The sequence below is a fragment of the Bacillus sp. FSL K6-2944 genome (assembly GCF_038005385.1).
In the GTDB taxonomy this organism is placed as follows: domain Bacteria; phylum Bacillota; class Bacilli; order Bacillales; family Bacillaceae_G; genus Bacillus_A; species Bacillus_A cereus.
Window position 1 is genome coordinate 399836 of record NZ_JBBOTE010000002.1, and the last position, 14396, is coordinate 414231.

Here is a 14396-nt window from a genome sequence, read left to right on the forward strand (position 1 = left end):
AGTTTCATATGCCTCCCATTTGTAAATACTGAGTATATCAAACAGGGGAGGTGAATCTTATGGTCGATCGAAAAATTATTTTAGATACATATAAAAAAGGACCTGAAGCTGTTATTTCTTTATTTGAAGAAACATTTTCTAAGTTAGAAAAACGTATACAAGAACTAGAAAATGCTTCAAAAAAAAACTCCAAAAATAGTCATAAGCCACCTTCTACAGATGGTTTGGGTAAGCCCGTTACAAAAAGTTTGCGCAAACCGTCTCATCGTCAAACGGGTGGCCAGTTGGGCCACAAGGGACATACTCTTGGTTTGACAGCGACTCCAGATCATACGATTACACATTCTCCTACATATTGTACTTGTTGTCATACTTCCTTGAACCACGAGCCTGTAAAAGGGTATCGCATTCGCCAAGTGTATGACTTACCACCTATTCAGATCGAAGTGACAGAACATAAAGTAGAACAGAAAGAATGCCCACATTGCCATTCTATCCAAGAAGCCCAATTTCCTTCGACAGTATCTCGTCCTGTTCAATATGGTCCAAATATAAAAAGACTGATTCCCTATTTAACGCATTATCAATGCATTTCTTTGAAGCGAACAAAAGAATTCTTTCAGGATTGTTTTGGACATTCTATAAGCGAAGGAACCCTGGTAAATCATACACAGGCTTTCGCTTCTCAATTGCAGCCATTCATAAAAGAAGTAAAGGAAAAGATTCTGCAGTCTCCTGTTGTCCATTTTGATGAAACTGGTATGCGTGTAGAAAACAAAACACAATGGTTACATACTGCCAGTACACCGGAGGTGACATTGCAACATATTCATCAAAAACGTGGAAAAGAAGCAATGGATGCTGGAGAAATCTTGCCATCTTTTTCTGGAATTGCGATGCATGATGGTTGGAAATCGTATGATGCGTATACAGATTGTCGTCACGTTTTATGTAATGCCCATCTCTTACGAGATTTACAAGGAATTATAGATAGTACTGGAGAACAATGGGCACAACAGATGCAGAAATTTCTAACGCAAGCGTTGACGATGAAAAAGCAATCCGAAGGTACCATGCCAAAAGCGACGCAAAAGAATCTGTTTATTATGTATCAATCCATATTGAAAGAACAACAGATTCTTTCCACGAAACAAAAGAAGAAAGGAAAGCAGACGCCTTCTCAAAATTTATGGAATCGCTTCGTCAAGTATTCTGACAGAATTCTAGCGTTTTTAGAACATCCAGCCATTCCATTTGATAACAATCAAGCAGAACGGGATATTCGGATGACGAAAGTAAAACAGAAAGTGTCTGGGACTTTCCGAAGTAAGAAAGGCGCAGAATCTTTTTGTCAGATACGAAGCTTTATGAGTACCATGAAAAAACAAAAACAATCGGTCTTACAAGCGATAAACCAAGTCATAGAAACTAGAACGGTTCCTTGGAATAACACGACTTCATAAGAGAATTTCTCTATTTGGCATAGATTCTTTCTCTGATTGGAGTATTTTCTTTTCATGTTTTCGAATCGGAAACATGTATTTGGCCTGTTTTTTTATTTGAAGAAGCTGAGTAGTTACGCTTTTTCTTTTATATGCAGAAGAAAAGGTCGAGCCTATTTGTTTTAGTTTAATTTGGAGATGAGGGGAAAATGAATTGAATATAAGCATAGTATAGTGTGATTTTTTAAAAGGTAACTTTGCACTAACTTATAAACATTGTGTACGAGCTATCTTATTATATATTCAATTTATTTTTTGAGGAGGAGCTGCTCAACTAATTTATTAAAGGGGTTTTGTTTGTGGAGCAGTTTCCGAATTCGTTATCAATTACATTGCTTGGTAGTGCTGGTGGAGCAGCAAAAGCAGTTTTAGCAATTTTAAATCAAGCGATAGCAAATGAAAAAGATCCAATTTATGAAGTATTAAAGAATGCTAAATTTCATTTGGTGGATATAAAACAAAAAGATAGGAATTATTACGATGAGTTGTTTTCGAATTTGAAAGATCAATTATATTTATATGAAATAAACCTTCAAAATGTAGTGGAATTTAAAAAACATTTAAAAGAAAAAAGAACGAGTGTTGTGATTGATGTTTCAGGGGCAGATACAATTAGAGTATTAAGCTGCTGTAATGAACTAGGAATTTGTTATATTAATTCAGCCTTGGAAAATGAGGCAGTAGATCAGGACGATAGCTTAATCGGTTTTCAGCTTACGGAAAGATATACAAGGTTTGAGAAGGAGAAAGAGAAATTTACAAATACAAAAGCGATTATAGGTTCAGGTATGAATCCAGGTGTTGTTCAATGGATGGTTGTTGAGCTTATGAAGGAACGACCAAATGAAAGGCCAAGAGCATGTTATATTGTAGAACATGACACATCATTTTTGAATGATACAGCACTTATAAAGCCACATACACTTTATGCTTCATGGGCAGTAGAGCGATTTTTAGATGAAGCGATCTGGAGTTATCCGATGTATATGAGTCATCATCGTCCTCTTTACTTTTATGAAGATGTATATTCTTCAGAGTATAAAGTGAAGTTAGGAGAAAAAGAATTCTATGGTTGTTTAATGCCACATGAGGAAGTATTAATTTTAGGGAAAAACTTCAATATGGAAGTTGGTTTTCTTTATCGAATTAATGAGTATACAACAAATATAATTAGACAGAACTTAGATCAAGTAGAAGATTTATGGAACTGGAATCGTAAAGTGTTTAATCCAGCGGAAGAAGAGGTTGCTGGAGAGGACTTGGTCGGTGTGTTACTCGTTTATGAAAATAGTGAGACATATATGTATAATGTGATGAATAGTAGCCAAGTTTTTCGTAAATATAAAACGAATGCAACGTATTTTCAGGTAGGGTGCGGGATTTATGCGGGCTTGTCCAGTTTACTTTTAGATCAATTTGAACAAGGTGCTTATTACGTCGAGGAGTTGTTATTAAATACAGAAAGTAAGTACGGTGAGTATTTAAATTTATATATGAAGGATTTTGTAATGGGGCATAATAATTTTACGGATGGATTGTTACATGACAGGGTAAGATGGATGTAAGTTGTTACCAAAAGGAAGGAGAGATCTCCTTCCTTTCAGTATTATAAGGTTAAATATTGCCCTGAAAGCAATTTCATACTTATACTTTAAGGAGATAACAATGAAAGTTTTTTGTATCGATCAAGGGGAGTTTTTATATGAATAAATACAAGAGCTTGATTTATGAAGAAAGAAGAGCCTTAAAGGTATTTATATTATTATTTTATATTATATTCTTTTTATATGACGCTATATATTATTTTGTATATCCTGCTATGAATATTAGTGGAACAGCGGTAGGTTGGCCAGAAGGTAGTCTTGGGATAGGTGTGCCTATATTTGTAATAGCATTATTTCCTATTTCTATATATCTTCAAAAAAGAGGGTATGTATATTCTGTAAAATATTTATTTTTATTTGGGTACATGTTTATCAATCTTGTGAATAATTTAATGATTTATTTGCGAACGGATAGACCTTTTGAACATGGTAGTATGGTAGAAATGTTATTAATTTTATTTGCTCCAGTTTTCGTGAATAGAAAATACTTTTATTTAGTGTCCTTTAGTGTAATTGGAAAGTACGTATTTTTCACATTGCTATTACAAGATTTAAAAGTGATAATTCCACTTGTTTTATGTGTATTTTATTTCATTATTTCACATTCTTTATTAAAACGATTTCAATCTTATGTAAGAACAGTGGTTGAAATGATGAACAATATGAAAGAGACGGAAAATTTAGCTGTGATTGGGACTATGTCTACAACAATTGCTCATGAAATTCGAAATCCGTTAACAGCGTTAAAAGGGTTTACGCAAATGCAAAAAGAAAGAAATCCAACTGATACGATGAGCTACGACATTATGCTACAAGAAATTGAAAGAGTCAATGGATTTGTTAGTGAATTGATGTTGTTAGGAAAACCAAAGCCAACAAATTATGAAAGGTGTAATATACGAGACATCCTTCTATATGTTGTGCATCTAATGGAAAGTTATGCAACGCAATATAGAGTTAAATGTCATTTACAAGTAGATGGGAATTTACCGGCTATAAACGGTGATGATAAGCAATTAAAACAAGTGTTATTAAATATCATTAAAAATGGAATAGAATCAATGCCAGAGGGTGGAGAAATTCATATCCGTGCATATCAAAAAACGCAAGGACATTTGTGTATTTCTGTTGAAGACCAAGGATTTGGTATAGAGAATGAGAAGTTAGAAAAAATTGGCAAGGCGTTTTACACAACAAAGGAGACTGGTACAGGACTTGGATTAATGATTACATATAAAATTATTAAGGAACATCAAGGGAGTATCACGATCCAAAGTAGTGTAGGAGTAGGAACGAAAGTAGAAATTTTTTTGCCGACCTTTTAATGTATTGGGAGAAAAGATTTTTCAGAAAAGTGTTCTTGTTGTGTAAATATAAACATTTTATAAAATGTTTCAAGAAGGGTTTTTTTTATAAAATACTTCGTTTATAATGGAGGAAAATATCGACATGAGATTGATTGCTCATGTAGCGGTTCAGTAGTGTTATGAAAAGATAAGAAGGGGTGCACACGCATCCTTTTTTCTATGCAGATATTATGAAAGAGGTGGTATGATGGAATTAACATTAAATTCGACTGTATGTTTACACACGATTCAATTTCGAAAAGAGCAAAAGAATTATATTGTAAAAGATACAATTACAGGAGAAAAATATGAAATGCCGCCACTTTGGATTGATGCATTGGCAATGATGCGTGACGGTTTTTTGTTGGGGGAAATTGAGGAGAAATTAAAAGAAGAGTATCCATCCGAAGAAGTGAATATGTTAGCATTCACGAGGCAACTGTTAGAACTAGAACTTGTTGAAATGGTAGATGGAGAAGAGATGATAGCTTGCACAAAGAAGAAAGAGATAGATTGTTTAGCTTGGGTGCGTCCTCGTGTGGAACAATTCTTTCTTAATTTAAATAGAAAATATAGAAGCAAAGACCAGTAGTGGCCTTTGCTTTTTTTATAGGCTATGTTTAAAAAATAACAGCAAATGCTCTTGCGAAAGCACCGTCACTATTTTTAATTTTTAAAGGTGCTGCTGAGAAAAAGAAACGTTTTGCTTCGATAGCATCTAGATTTGTTAAGTTTTCAATTAAGTAAATATCATTCCCTAGTAATATGTGATGAATCGGTGATGTTTCTGTTGTGACTTCATCAGGAGAAATGAAATCTAAACCGATAGATTTTACTTTTAATCGCACTAGTTCTTTAGCTAATTCTTCAGAAAGATAAAATGCTTCCTTCTCATAAGCTTCTGTATTCCATTTTGTGGATAGATTAGAATGAAAAATAACAATATCACCTTCTTTTATGTCAGTATTATGCAATACTGTCTTAGGTAATTTTCGCTCTTGAATATGTGTTACATCTATAAGAACAGCTTCACCTACAAATTGATCCAGCGGTAATTGATCGATGGTCGTTGCGCCTGAAATAAAATGCGCAGGAGCATCACAATGCGTGCCAACATGAACGACAGAATGAAAATCTGTAACTTGATATCCTGATTCTTCAACACTTGTAACAGCTTCTAGTTGTATTTTAGGTGTTCCAGGAAATTGAGACATATTATTTTCAAATGTTTGTGATAAATCAATTACTTTCATTTTACATACCTCCAATATATGTTTTTCAAATAATAAAAAGCTCATCCTTCAGTATCAAGAAAGATGAGCTTTACATGCTAGTTGAGTTTTATCTTCCAAAATGCATTGCATTTTGCAGGAATTAGCACCTATTCAGTTTGTATAAACTGAGGTTGCTGGGCTTCAAAGGGCCGGTCCCTCTGCCTCTCTTGATAAAGAAGTATTCAGTTTTTAAAATCGGAATTTTCCGATAGTTAAATTGTAATTCATTTCCTTTTTGCGTGCAATACAAAATAGGTATTCACCCAAATAAAGCTGCTCGCATATTGTAGCTTATGTAAATAGAATGCTGCGAAGGAGTGAGTGCAGTGACAGGAAATGTATTAAATTATTATGCTGGTGGTAATACAGCTAGGGGATTTCACAATTTATACGAAGAGAATTTAAAAGGATTAGACAGATTATTTATCTTAAAGGGTGGCCCAGGAACGGGAAAATCTTCTTTAATAAAAGCAATAGGTCGTGAATGGATTGAAAAAGGATATGATATTGAATTTTTACATTGTTCTTCTGATAATAAATCGGTTGATGGTGTAATTATCCCAAAATTAAAAGTAGGAATTGTTGATGGGACATCGCCGCATGTTATTGAGCCAAAAATGCCAGGAGTTGTTGAAGAGTATATAAATTTAGGAATTGCTTGGGACTCAGATAAACTAAGAAAGCAGAAGTTAGAAATTGAAAGATTTGTTTCAGAAGCAAGCAAAGCTTTTCAGTCTGCTTACGCACGTTTTAAAGAGGCATTGGTTATACATGATGAGTGGGAGAAGATATATATTGATAATATAGATTTTAATAAAGCAAATGAACTAACCGATCAGCTAATCCAGAAATTATTTGCAGATAAAAGCGGGAGACAATCGCTTGTAAAACATCGTTTTTTAGGAGCAGCTACACCGAAAGGAGCAGTTGATTTTGTTCCTAATTTAACAGAAGGGTTACCACATCGTTATTTTATAAAAGGGCGCCCAGGTTCTGGAAAATCAACGATGCTCAAAAAGTTAGCTAAGGCAGCTGAAGAAAAAGGATTTGAAGTTGAAGTATATCATTGCGGATTTGACCCGAATAGTCTTGATATGGTTATCGTAAGAGAATTAGGTTTTGCAATTTTTGATAGCACCGCACCACATGAATATTTTCCAAGTCGCGAGGGTGATGAAATTATTGATATGTATGCCCTTATTGTTACGCCAGGGACGGATGAGAAATATGCGAAGGAAATTCGTGATGTTTCCATTCAATATAAAGCAAAAATGAATGAGGCGATGTCTTTCTTAGCGAAAGCAAAATCGATTCGTGATAAATTAGAACGAATTTATATTGCTGCTATGGATTTTTCAATAGTAGATGCATATAAAGAGGAGATTCAAAAAGAGTTTGAACGAATTGCTGCTACTGTAATTGAACAGCAACAGTAGACGTTTCATTAGGCTGTCAGTAATTTCTGACAGTTTTTTTAGTATGTAGTAAAATTAATAGTGTATTGTCGAATTTCCAAGGAAATAATCAAAAAATGGAGATGTTATGAAATGAGAGAGAAAATCGAGTTGGAGTTAGAAAGAATTGAAAAAGAGAATGATGTAAAAATTTTATTTGCGGTGGAATCAGGGAGTCGTGCTTGGGGGTTTCCATCGAAAGATAGCGATTATGATGTTAGGTTTGTTTATATACATCCGGTAGAATGGTATTTATCAATTCATGACAAACGAGATGTAATTGAATATCCAATTAGTGATGATTTAGATATAAGTGGTTGGGATATTAAAAAGGCGTTGCAACTATTCGCGAAGTCGAATCCTGCTTTACTTGAGTGGATTCGATCACCAATTTTTTATTCGAAAAACTCTAATTTTCCAGAACTACTTCAACAGATGAGTGAGAAGAATTTTGATCCAAAAGCAACGATATATCATTATTTACATATGGCGTCGAAAAATTATCGTGAATTTTTGCAAGGTGAGAATGTAAAGCTGAAAAAGTACTTTTATGTATTACGTCCCATTTTAGCTTGTAAGTGGCTAGAAGAGAAAACGACTTTACCTCCTGTAGAATTTGATCGATTAATTACAGAATTATCATTAGAACGTAGCGTATTAGATGAAATTGAAAAGTTGTTAATAAAGAAAAAAGCAGGTACTGAATTAGATGTTGGATTGAAAATTAAGGTGCTAAATCAATTTTTAGAAGAACAAATTCATTACTATCAGCAATATGTAAAAGGAATTGAAAAGGGATCAGGAATCGATATTGAGAGTTTAAATACATTGTTTCGAGATATGTTGTTTGAAGCATATGAAAAAGAGCACAAGTAAGTTTGTGCTCTTTTTATTTTGTAGGAATGAAGAAAACAGATATAGCTGCGATAAGACCTGCAAAGGAGAATAAGTAAAAATTCCATGCTAAGTCATATTGCATTGTCATAATAATACCGACGAGAATTGGGCCAGCAATTGCACCAACTCGGCCAAGCCCCAGTCCCCAGCCTAAGGAGGTAGCTCGGATATGTGATGGGAAGTATTGTGTTACATATGCATTTAATATTTGAGTAATACCGACTGATCCAATACCAGCAAGGCCAATTAAAAGATAAATGATTGTAACAGATGGTTTGATTGTTAATAGTCCGATACATATGGCTGCCATAAGATAAGAGATGCTAATAACGATTTTTGCTCCTATACGATCAGCAATTGCTCCAGCGAATAATGCGCCGATAGCTGCGGTAATATTTAGCATAAGTAGAAATGACAGACTAGACCCAAGAGGATATCCTGCCTGGCGCATCATCTGTGGTAACCAAGTGTTTAAACCATATATTAAAAACATTCCCATTATATAAGTGATCCAAAAAAGTAGCGTTGCTTTTATGTATTCTTTTGAGAATAAAGTAAAAAATCCATTTTTCTTTCGTATAGTAGATGGGTCTTGATGAGTTTTATCTTTTACATGAAATTCAATTTGAAAACGATTAAGAATTTGGTTCACTTCTTCTTGGTGATTACGTGATAATAAAAATTGAATGGACTCGGGTAAATAGCGAATAATGAAAGGGATGAGGAGTAGTGGAATCATTCCGATACCAAACATAATTCTCCATCCGAAATCTTCTAACATAAGCATGGACAAAATAGCACCTAACACGATACCTAAAGGATAGCCAGTAAACATAAGAGCATAAATAAAAGATTGCCTTTTTTTTGGTGAATATTCAACAGTAAGTGCTGAAGCTGTTGGGATAACACCGCCTAATCCGATTCCTCCTATAAATCGAGATAATCCAAATAACTCAGGAGAAGGAGCGATAGCCGCTAAACCCATTGTGATAGAAAAAAGTGCTAAACAGCATATAAGCGTCCATTTACGCCCAATTAGATCTGTAATCGTTCCAACTAGAATAGCCCCAATAAACATCCCAAATAAAGCATAGCTTGCAATTGTACCAGCATGCGCTGGTGATAGCGCCCAGCTTTTGTCTTCTAGGAGCTTTGGTAGAACGGCACCGTAAATACCTAAATCATATCCATCAGCTAAAATGGCTAGCCAACAAATAAAAACAACAAGTTTTGTAATAGAGCTTGGAAAGATAGTTTCTGTAGATTCTAGATGAGGTGGAGCTGAAGGTTGCATAATATTCACCCCTTTTAATTTGTAGATGAATATATTATTTTATTTGATGTTAATATTTTCCTCCTTGTGTCGAATTTTATCTGAAAAGGGTTTATAACAAATAAAGAAGTTCAACAGTAATTTTGTTGAACTTCTTTATTTGTTTACTCATTATCAACTCGTTTTAACGGTTGATCTGCTGGGCCTTCAAGAACGTCTCCCTCAATTGAAAAACGAGAACCATGGCAAGGGCAATCCCAAGTACAATCACCATTATTCCATTCAACTTCACAGCCGAGATGTGTACAAGTTGTATCGACGATATGTAATTTTCCTTCTTTGTCCTTATAAGCACCTGCTCGTTTACCGTTAACATGTACGACAGATCCTTCACCAACTTCGAGATCTTCTGGCTTACGTAATGCGGTTTCAATCTTTCCTGCAATTAAATGTTTCGCAACATCAATGTTTTGGGAGAGGAACGTTTTTATATCTGGATTTGCATGGAAGCGTGATGGTGCATACAGTTCTTTATAGGGACTGTGAACTTTTAGGATGGAGTCCTTCAGTAGGTGAGCGGCAGCAGTTCCAGTTGTCATTCCCCATTTGCGATATCCAGTTGCAACAAATATATTTGGATTTCTTTCGTTAATATGTCCGATATAAGGAAGCTTATCTAGAGTAATTAAATCTTGTGCTGACCATCTATAAGGAACTTCATCTATTCCAAAAGTGGCTTCAGCAAAAGAATAGAGTGCTTCATAATGAAGCATCGTATTTATTCCCTGACCTGTTTTATGACTTTCTCCGCCAATCAAAATTAATTTTTCTCCATTGTTTGTTATATAGCGTAAGGAGCGCTTTGGATCATCAATACTTAAATACATGCCACCTGGATACTCCGTTTTTGCTTTTATTGCAAGAGCGTAGGAGCGTTCTGCGTACATTCGCGTAAAGAAAAAGCTATTCGCATCATAAAAAGGAAAATGTGAACAAGAGACGACATATTCACAAGTGATATGATGGCCCTCTTTTGTAATTATTTGTGAATAATCGCCCTTTTCCACATCCATAGCTGTTGTTTGTTCGTAGACCTTTCCGCCCATCTCCACAAACTTTTCTAAAAGTGTTTTTAAATAAAGAAGGGGATGGAATTGTGCTTGATTTTTCATTACAAGCGCAGATTGTACTGGAATAGGAATCGATAGAGATTGAACATAGTCACAAGGTATATTTAATTTTTGATAAGCTTCATATTCTTTCGATAAATTTCTTAATCCGTTATCAGCAGTTGTATATAAATATGAATCTTCATTTGAGAAATTACAGTCGATTTTATATGTTTGAACAGTTTTATTTATGAATTGTAGAGCCTGATTATTTGATTCATAGTAAAGCAGGGCCTTTTCTACACCGAAATGATTTATTAATTCATCATAAATAAGATCATGTTGTGCTGTTACTTTCGCTGTTGTATGCCCAGTCGTTCCATTTAAAATACGACCAGAATCAATTAAAACAACATCGATGCCTTCTTTTGCAAGTAAATAGGCAGTAGTAATACCTGTAATACCAGCACCGATAATAGCAACTTTCGTCTTTATATTTTCGGATAAACGAGGGAAAGTAGGAAACTGAGTAGATTCAATCCAATAAGATAGCGGCAGTTGTGGAAATGTATCACTTGTCATTGCGGAAACCTCCTGATTTTAGAACAATTTTCCTTTTAATATTTCCATATTATATGAAATTCATGTGTGTTGTTTTAGAAGTAGTCTATTTTTATTAAAAGAGGTTATAAATTATTTTAATATAATTAATTAGGTGGGGCATTATGATGTAGTAGGATTTATATAAAACTAAATTCAAGTGATTCTGTTTGTTGATTACATAGGGAGTTATTGAATGAGATAGAGTCTATGGCGTTTAAGAAAATGTCTATATATAGTGGGTAAATCCTTATGGAATCTATACATTTTCTTTAGTGAAATAAAGTATGATTATAAAAATATAACCACCTTTTATTACTAGGTCATAAAAGGTGTTGACAATATAGAAATTCTATTGTTATGATTCATCATGTGGAAAGGTTGATAGAGAGTAAAAAGAGAAATGTTTTTCATTGATAATAAAAGCGAAAAATAAGTGACGATAGAGTGAGTATATTTTCCTTATAATAGATGCTTTTTGGATCATCTAGTAAAATCAATCTGGAAGCAAGAATTGATATATGTAAGTTGCGCAAGGCGCGGCATAAGAAAGGAGCAAAAGGATGAAGGAGCTTCATACGTTTGGGTGGTATGCAGCACGTGTATCACCACATTTGCCGAAAAAAGCATTTAAACCAGTGCCTACTCGTTTATTTGGTGGACTGGCTTATTTGCTTGTGGCATTGGCGGGGTTAATATCGATTGGTGTATTTGAATTGAATGTGTGGGCGAATCTAGGAATTGCGATTGTTCTTGGATTATGTTTTGCTTCACTAGGATTTTTAGGGCATGAAATTTTACATGGAACTGTTGTAAGAAAGGCATGGCTTCGTGACTTCTTAGGCGCGATTGCATTTATGCCATTATCAACAGGGCCAAAGCTTTGGCGAAAGTGGCATAATGCAACGCATCATGTTCATACACAGCATGAAGAGAATGATCCAGATGCATGGCCGACACTTGAGAAACTTAAGAAGAGTAAGTTTTTGAGTTGGGTATATCGTATGCCTTTACATGTACGTTCATTCTTTAGTTTTTTGTCACTAACAATTCAATTTACATTGCATTCGACTCGAATGTTCTTTCATTTTATAAAAGAGTTCAAGTCATCCAATCAAAAATCTGTATGGCTTCAACTTCTTTTGCCTTGGACAGTTTGGATTAGTTTATTGTTTATTATGGGACCTGGAAAATGGTTATTTGCATATGTCATTCCGTTGTTAATTGCTAACTTTATTGTAATGGCATATATCGCAACAAATCACCGCTTAAATCCAATTGTTCCAGTAAATGATCCGTTAGCAAACTGTTTGTCAGTAACAGTGCCGCGCTGGGTAGACGTTTTACATTTCAATTTCTCATATCATACAGAACATCATCTGTTTCCCGCTATGAGTTCTAAATACTATCCGTTAGTAAAAGAGAAGATTAAAGAAATGTGGCCGGAACGCTATCATGAGATGCCGATGACAAAAGCTTTGGCAGCGCTATGGAATACACCACGTGTGTATTATCAAGGAAGTGAATTAGTGGATCCGCATAGAGAGCATTTCTATGGTTCTTTAGGAAATGGACTAGATCCTCATAATATTTCATATCGTGAGGAACATATAGAAGAAGAAAAGAGTATTAAAAAAGTAAATCAGTAAAAATTAATATATTTTTGCAATGAAAAAGCAAGCCATCTCAGGCTTGCTTTTTCTTATAAAGAAACTTCCTTTTTGTTCCTTTTATGGACTTGGACGGAGTTAGTTTCTTTTCGTTGTAGTCGTTTTTCTAAAAGATTAACAAAATAAGTAAATAGAAGAACAAGTATGAGATAGTATGCACCAACGATTATGTAAGTATCTAATTGTTGGAAATTACCTGCTGCAATTGATAAACCTGAACCCCATAATTCGGACATTCCTACATAAGCAACAAGTGAAGAATCTTTTAATCCGATAATAAATTGGTTTCCTAGAGGAGGAAGAGACAGACGAAATGCTTGTGGTAATATAATTCGTCGCATAGCTAAAGGATAAGGCATGCCTAAAGAGCGAGCTGCTTCTAATTGTCCCCGGTCAACGGATTGAATAGATCCACGGAAAATTTCCGTAATATATGCTCCGTTATGAATTGCTAAAGCGATTGCACCTGCCCAAAAAGGGGTGAAAACAACAACGGATGTAATTCCAAAATAGAGAATGGCAATTTGAACAATTAAAGGTGTACCACGAATAATAGCAATGTAGACATGAGCGATACTATTTAAAACTTTATTGTTAGAGATTCGAAAGAAAGCGAATAATAATCCAATTAATGAACCGAGTACTAGGGAAGTTAATGTTAATTGTAATGTGACAATAGTAGCCTTTAAGAGTGTGGGATAGGAAGAGATAAAAATTTCAAACATGCGTTTCACCTCATATTGTATAGATTTTAGTAGAGAATGAAATGCCCCACATAAAATGAACATTTAATCAGTGGGGCATTGTTTATAAATCTTTTGAATGGCTAACTTACTTCGTTTTTTCCTCTTCACCGAGAATATTACGCCCGAACCATTTTTTACTGATCTTTTCATACGTACCATCTTTAATGATTTCATCTAACGCTTTATTTACTTTCTCAACCATTTCTTTATCATCTTTGCGAATAGCAATTCCCATTTCATCAAGATTTAATGGTTTTCCGGCTTCTTTTATCTTCGATTTTCCTTCTTTTATCATACGTAGACCAACCATTTGATCCGTAATTACTGCGTCAACACGCCCAGGCTCTAAGTCCATAAGAGCAGTAATATCGCTGTCATATTCTGTGATTTGATCTGTATATTTTGCAACAAGATTTTTAAAGGTACTAGCTTTTACAACACCAATTTTCTTACCTTTTAAATCTTCTGGAGAAGAGATAGCGGTATTCTTTTTAGCCACAAAAATTTGGGCGCCAGAGCGATAGTACGGATTTGAGAAACTAACAGCTTTTAAGCGCTCCTCTGTAATTGCCATACTACCCAGTATTACATCATATTTCTTCGCTTGAAGACCTTGAATCAGCGTTTCCCATGGGTTTGTAACGGGCGTAGCCTTCATGTTCATCTTTTTAGCAAGAGCTTCACCGATTTCTACATCAAAGCCGACAAGTTTGCCGTCATTTTCTTTATAGTTAAAAGGTTTGTATAATCCACTCATCGCATAGCGAAATTCTTTTTCACTATTTGATGAAGTAGTAGAGCTTTCTTTGCTACAAGCTCCTAGTATGAAGGATGTACATAGTGTAATGCTCGCAACAATGGTTAATAGTTTTCTTTTCATAAAACCCCTCCTATATATTGATCATACGGATAGTTTTTTAG

The 14396-nt window shown here is 34.7% G+C and carries 12 protein-coding genes and 1 riboswitch; of the genes, 7 read left to right on the top strand and 5 right to left on the bottom strand.

All coding sequences use genetic code 11. The annotated features are described in order from the left end of the window. Window positions 1-59 precede the first annotated feature (59 nt). From tnpC to MHH55_RS23140, 4 genes are all read left to right on the top strand, one after another. Window positions 60-1463 carry an IS66 family transposase gene (gene tnpC, locus MHH55_RS23125; RefSeq protein ID WP_100910632.1) on the top strand — a complete coding sequence of 468 codons (1404 nt, stop codon included), beginning with the start codon at window positions 60-62 and terminating at the stop codon, window positions 1461-1463. 338 nt (window positions 1464-1801) lie between these two features. Then, a complete protein-coding gene (locus tag MHH55_RS23130; protein WP_000434716.1) occupies window positions 1802-3067 on the top strand; it encodes a hypothetical protein in 1266 nt (421 codons plus the stop codon). 137 nt (window positions 3068-3204) lie between these two features. Then, window positions 3205-4431: an ATP-binding protein gene (locus MHH55_RS23135; RefSeq protein WP_001046103.1), complete on the top strand. Its 1227-nt coding sequence runs from the start codon at window positions 3205-3207 to the stop codon at window positions 4429-4431. Between the two features lie 229 nt (window positions 4432-4660). Next, entirely contained in the window at window positions 4661-5044 is a 384-nt protein-coding gene (locus MHH55_RS23140) for a hypothetical protein (protein ID WP_078187328.1), read from the top strand. Window positions 5045-5072: 28 nt separating this feature from the next. Here the strand turns inward: MHH55_RS23140 and MHH55_RS23145 are convergent, their stop codons facing one another. After that, on the bottom strand, window positions 5073-5705 hold the full coding sequence (locus tag MHH55_RS23145) for a cyclase family protein (RefSeq protein ID WP_006926178.1): 633 nt from the start codon (window positions 5703-5705) through the stop codon (window positions 5073-5075). Window positions 5706-5790: 85 nt separating this feature from the next. Next, window positions 5791-5903, bottom strand: a riboswitch (SAM riboswitch). A 149-nt stretch (window positions 5904-6052) separates the two neighbouring features. On the opposite strand from MHH55_RS23145, the gene MHH55_RS23150 reads away from it, so the two are divergent. Next, entirely contained in the window at window positions 6053-7162 is a 1110-nt protein-coding gene (locus MHH55_RS23150) for a PRK06851 family protein (RefSeq protein ID WP_074554014.1), read from the top strand. A 111-nt stretch (window positions 7163-7273) separates the two neighbouring features. Next, the gene (locus tag MHH55_RS23155; protein WP_001208237.1) at window positions 7274-8056 is read left to right on the top strand and encodes a nucleotidyltransferase domain-containing protein; all 783 of its coding nucleotides are present in this window, start codon (window positions 7274-7276) and stop codon (window positions 8054-8056) included. A 13-nt stretch (window positions 8057-8069) separates the two neighbouring features. Here MHH55_RS23155 and MHH55_RS23160 read toward each other — a convergent pair whose 3' ends face one another. Both MHH55_RS23160 and MHH55_RS23165 read right to left on the bottom strand, forming a co-directional pair. Next, window positions 8070-9371, bottom strand: coding sequence for an MFS transporter (locus MHH55_RS23160; RefSeq protein WP_001183078.1), 1302 nt, complete (start codon window positions 9369-9371; stop codon window positions 8070-8072). Between the two features lie 143 nt (window positions 9372-9514). Next, complete coding sequence (locus MHH55_RS23165; RefSeq protein ID WP_078187329.1) at window positions 9515-11041, bottom strand: FAD-dependent oxidoreductase; 1527 nt, start codon at window positions 11039-11041, stop codon at window positions 9515-9517. 581 nt (window positions 11042-11622) lie between these two features. On the opposite strand from MHH55_RS23165, the gene MHH55_RS23170 reads away from it, so the two are divergent. Further along, window positions 11623-12708, top strand: a complete 1086-nt coding sequence (locus tag MHH55_RS23170; RefSeq protein WP_000661226.1) for a fatty acid desaturase family protein — start codon at window positions 11623-11625, stop codon at window positions 12706-12708. A 53-nt stretch (window positions 12709-12761) separates the two neighbouring features. Here MHH55_RS23170 and MHH55_RS23175 read toward each other — a convergent pair whose 3' ends face one another. Further along, window positions 12762-13517, bottom strand: coding sequence for an amino acid ABC transporter permease (locus MHH55_RS23175; RefSeq protein WP_002025246.1), 756 nt, complete (start codon window positions 13515-13517; stop codon window positions 12762-12764). A 43-nt stretch (window positions 13518-13560) separates the two neighbouring features. Further along, complete coding sequence (locus MHH55_RS23180) at window positions 13561-14355, bottom strand: ABC transporter substrate-binding protein (protein WP_000823765.1); 795 nt, start codon at window positions 14353-14355, stop codon at window positions 13561-13563. Window positions 14356-14396 lie beyond the last annotated feature (41 nt).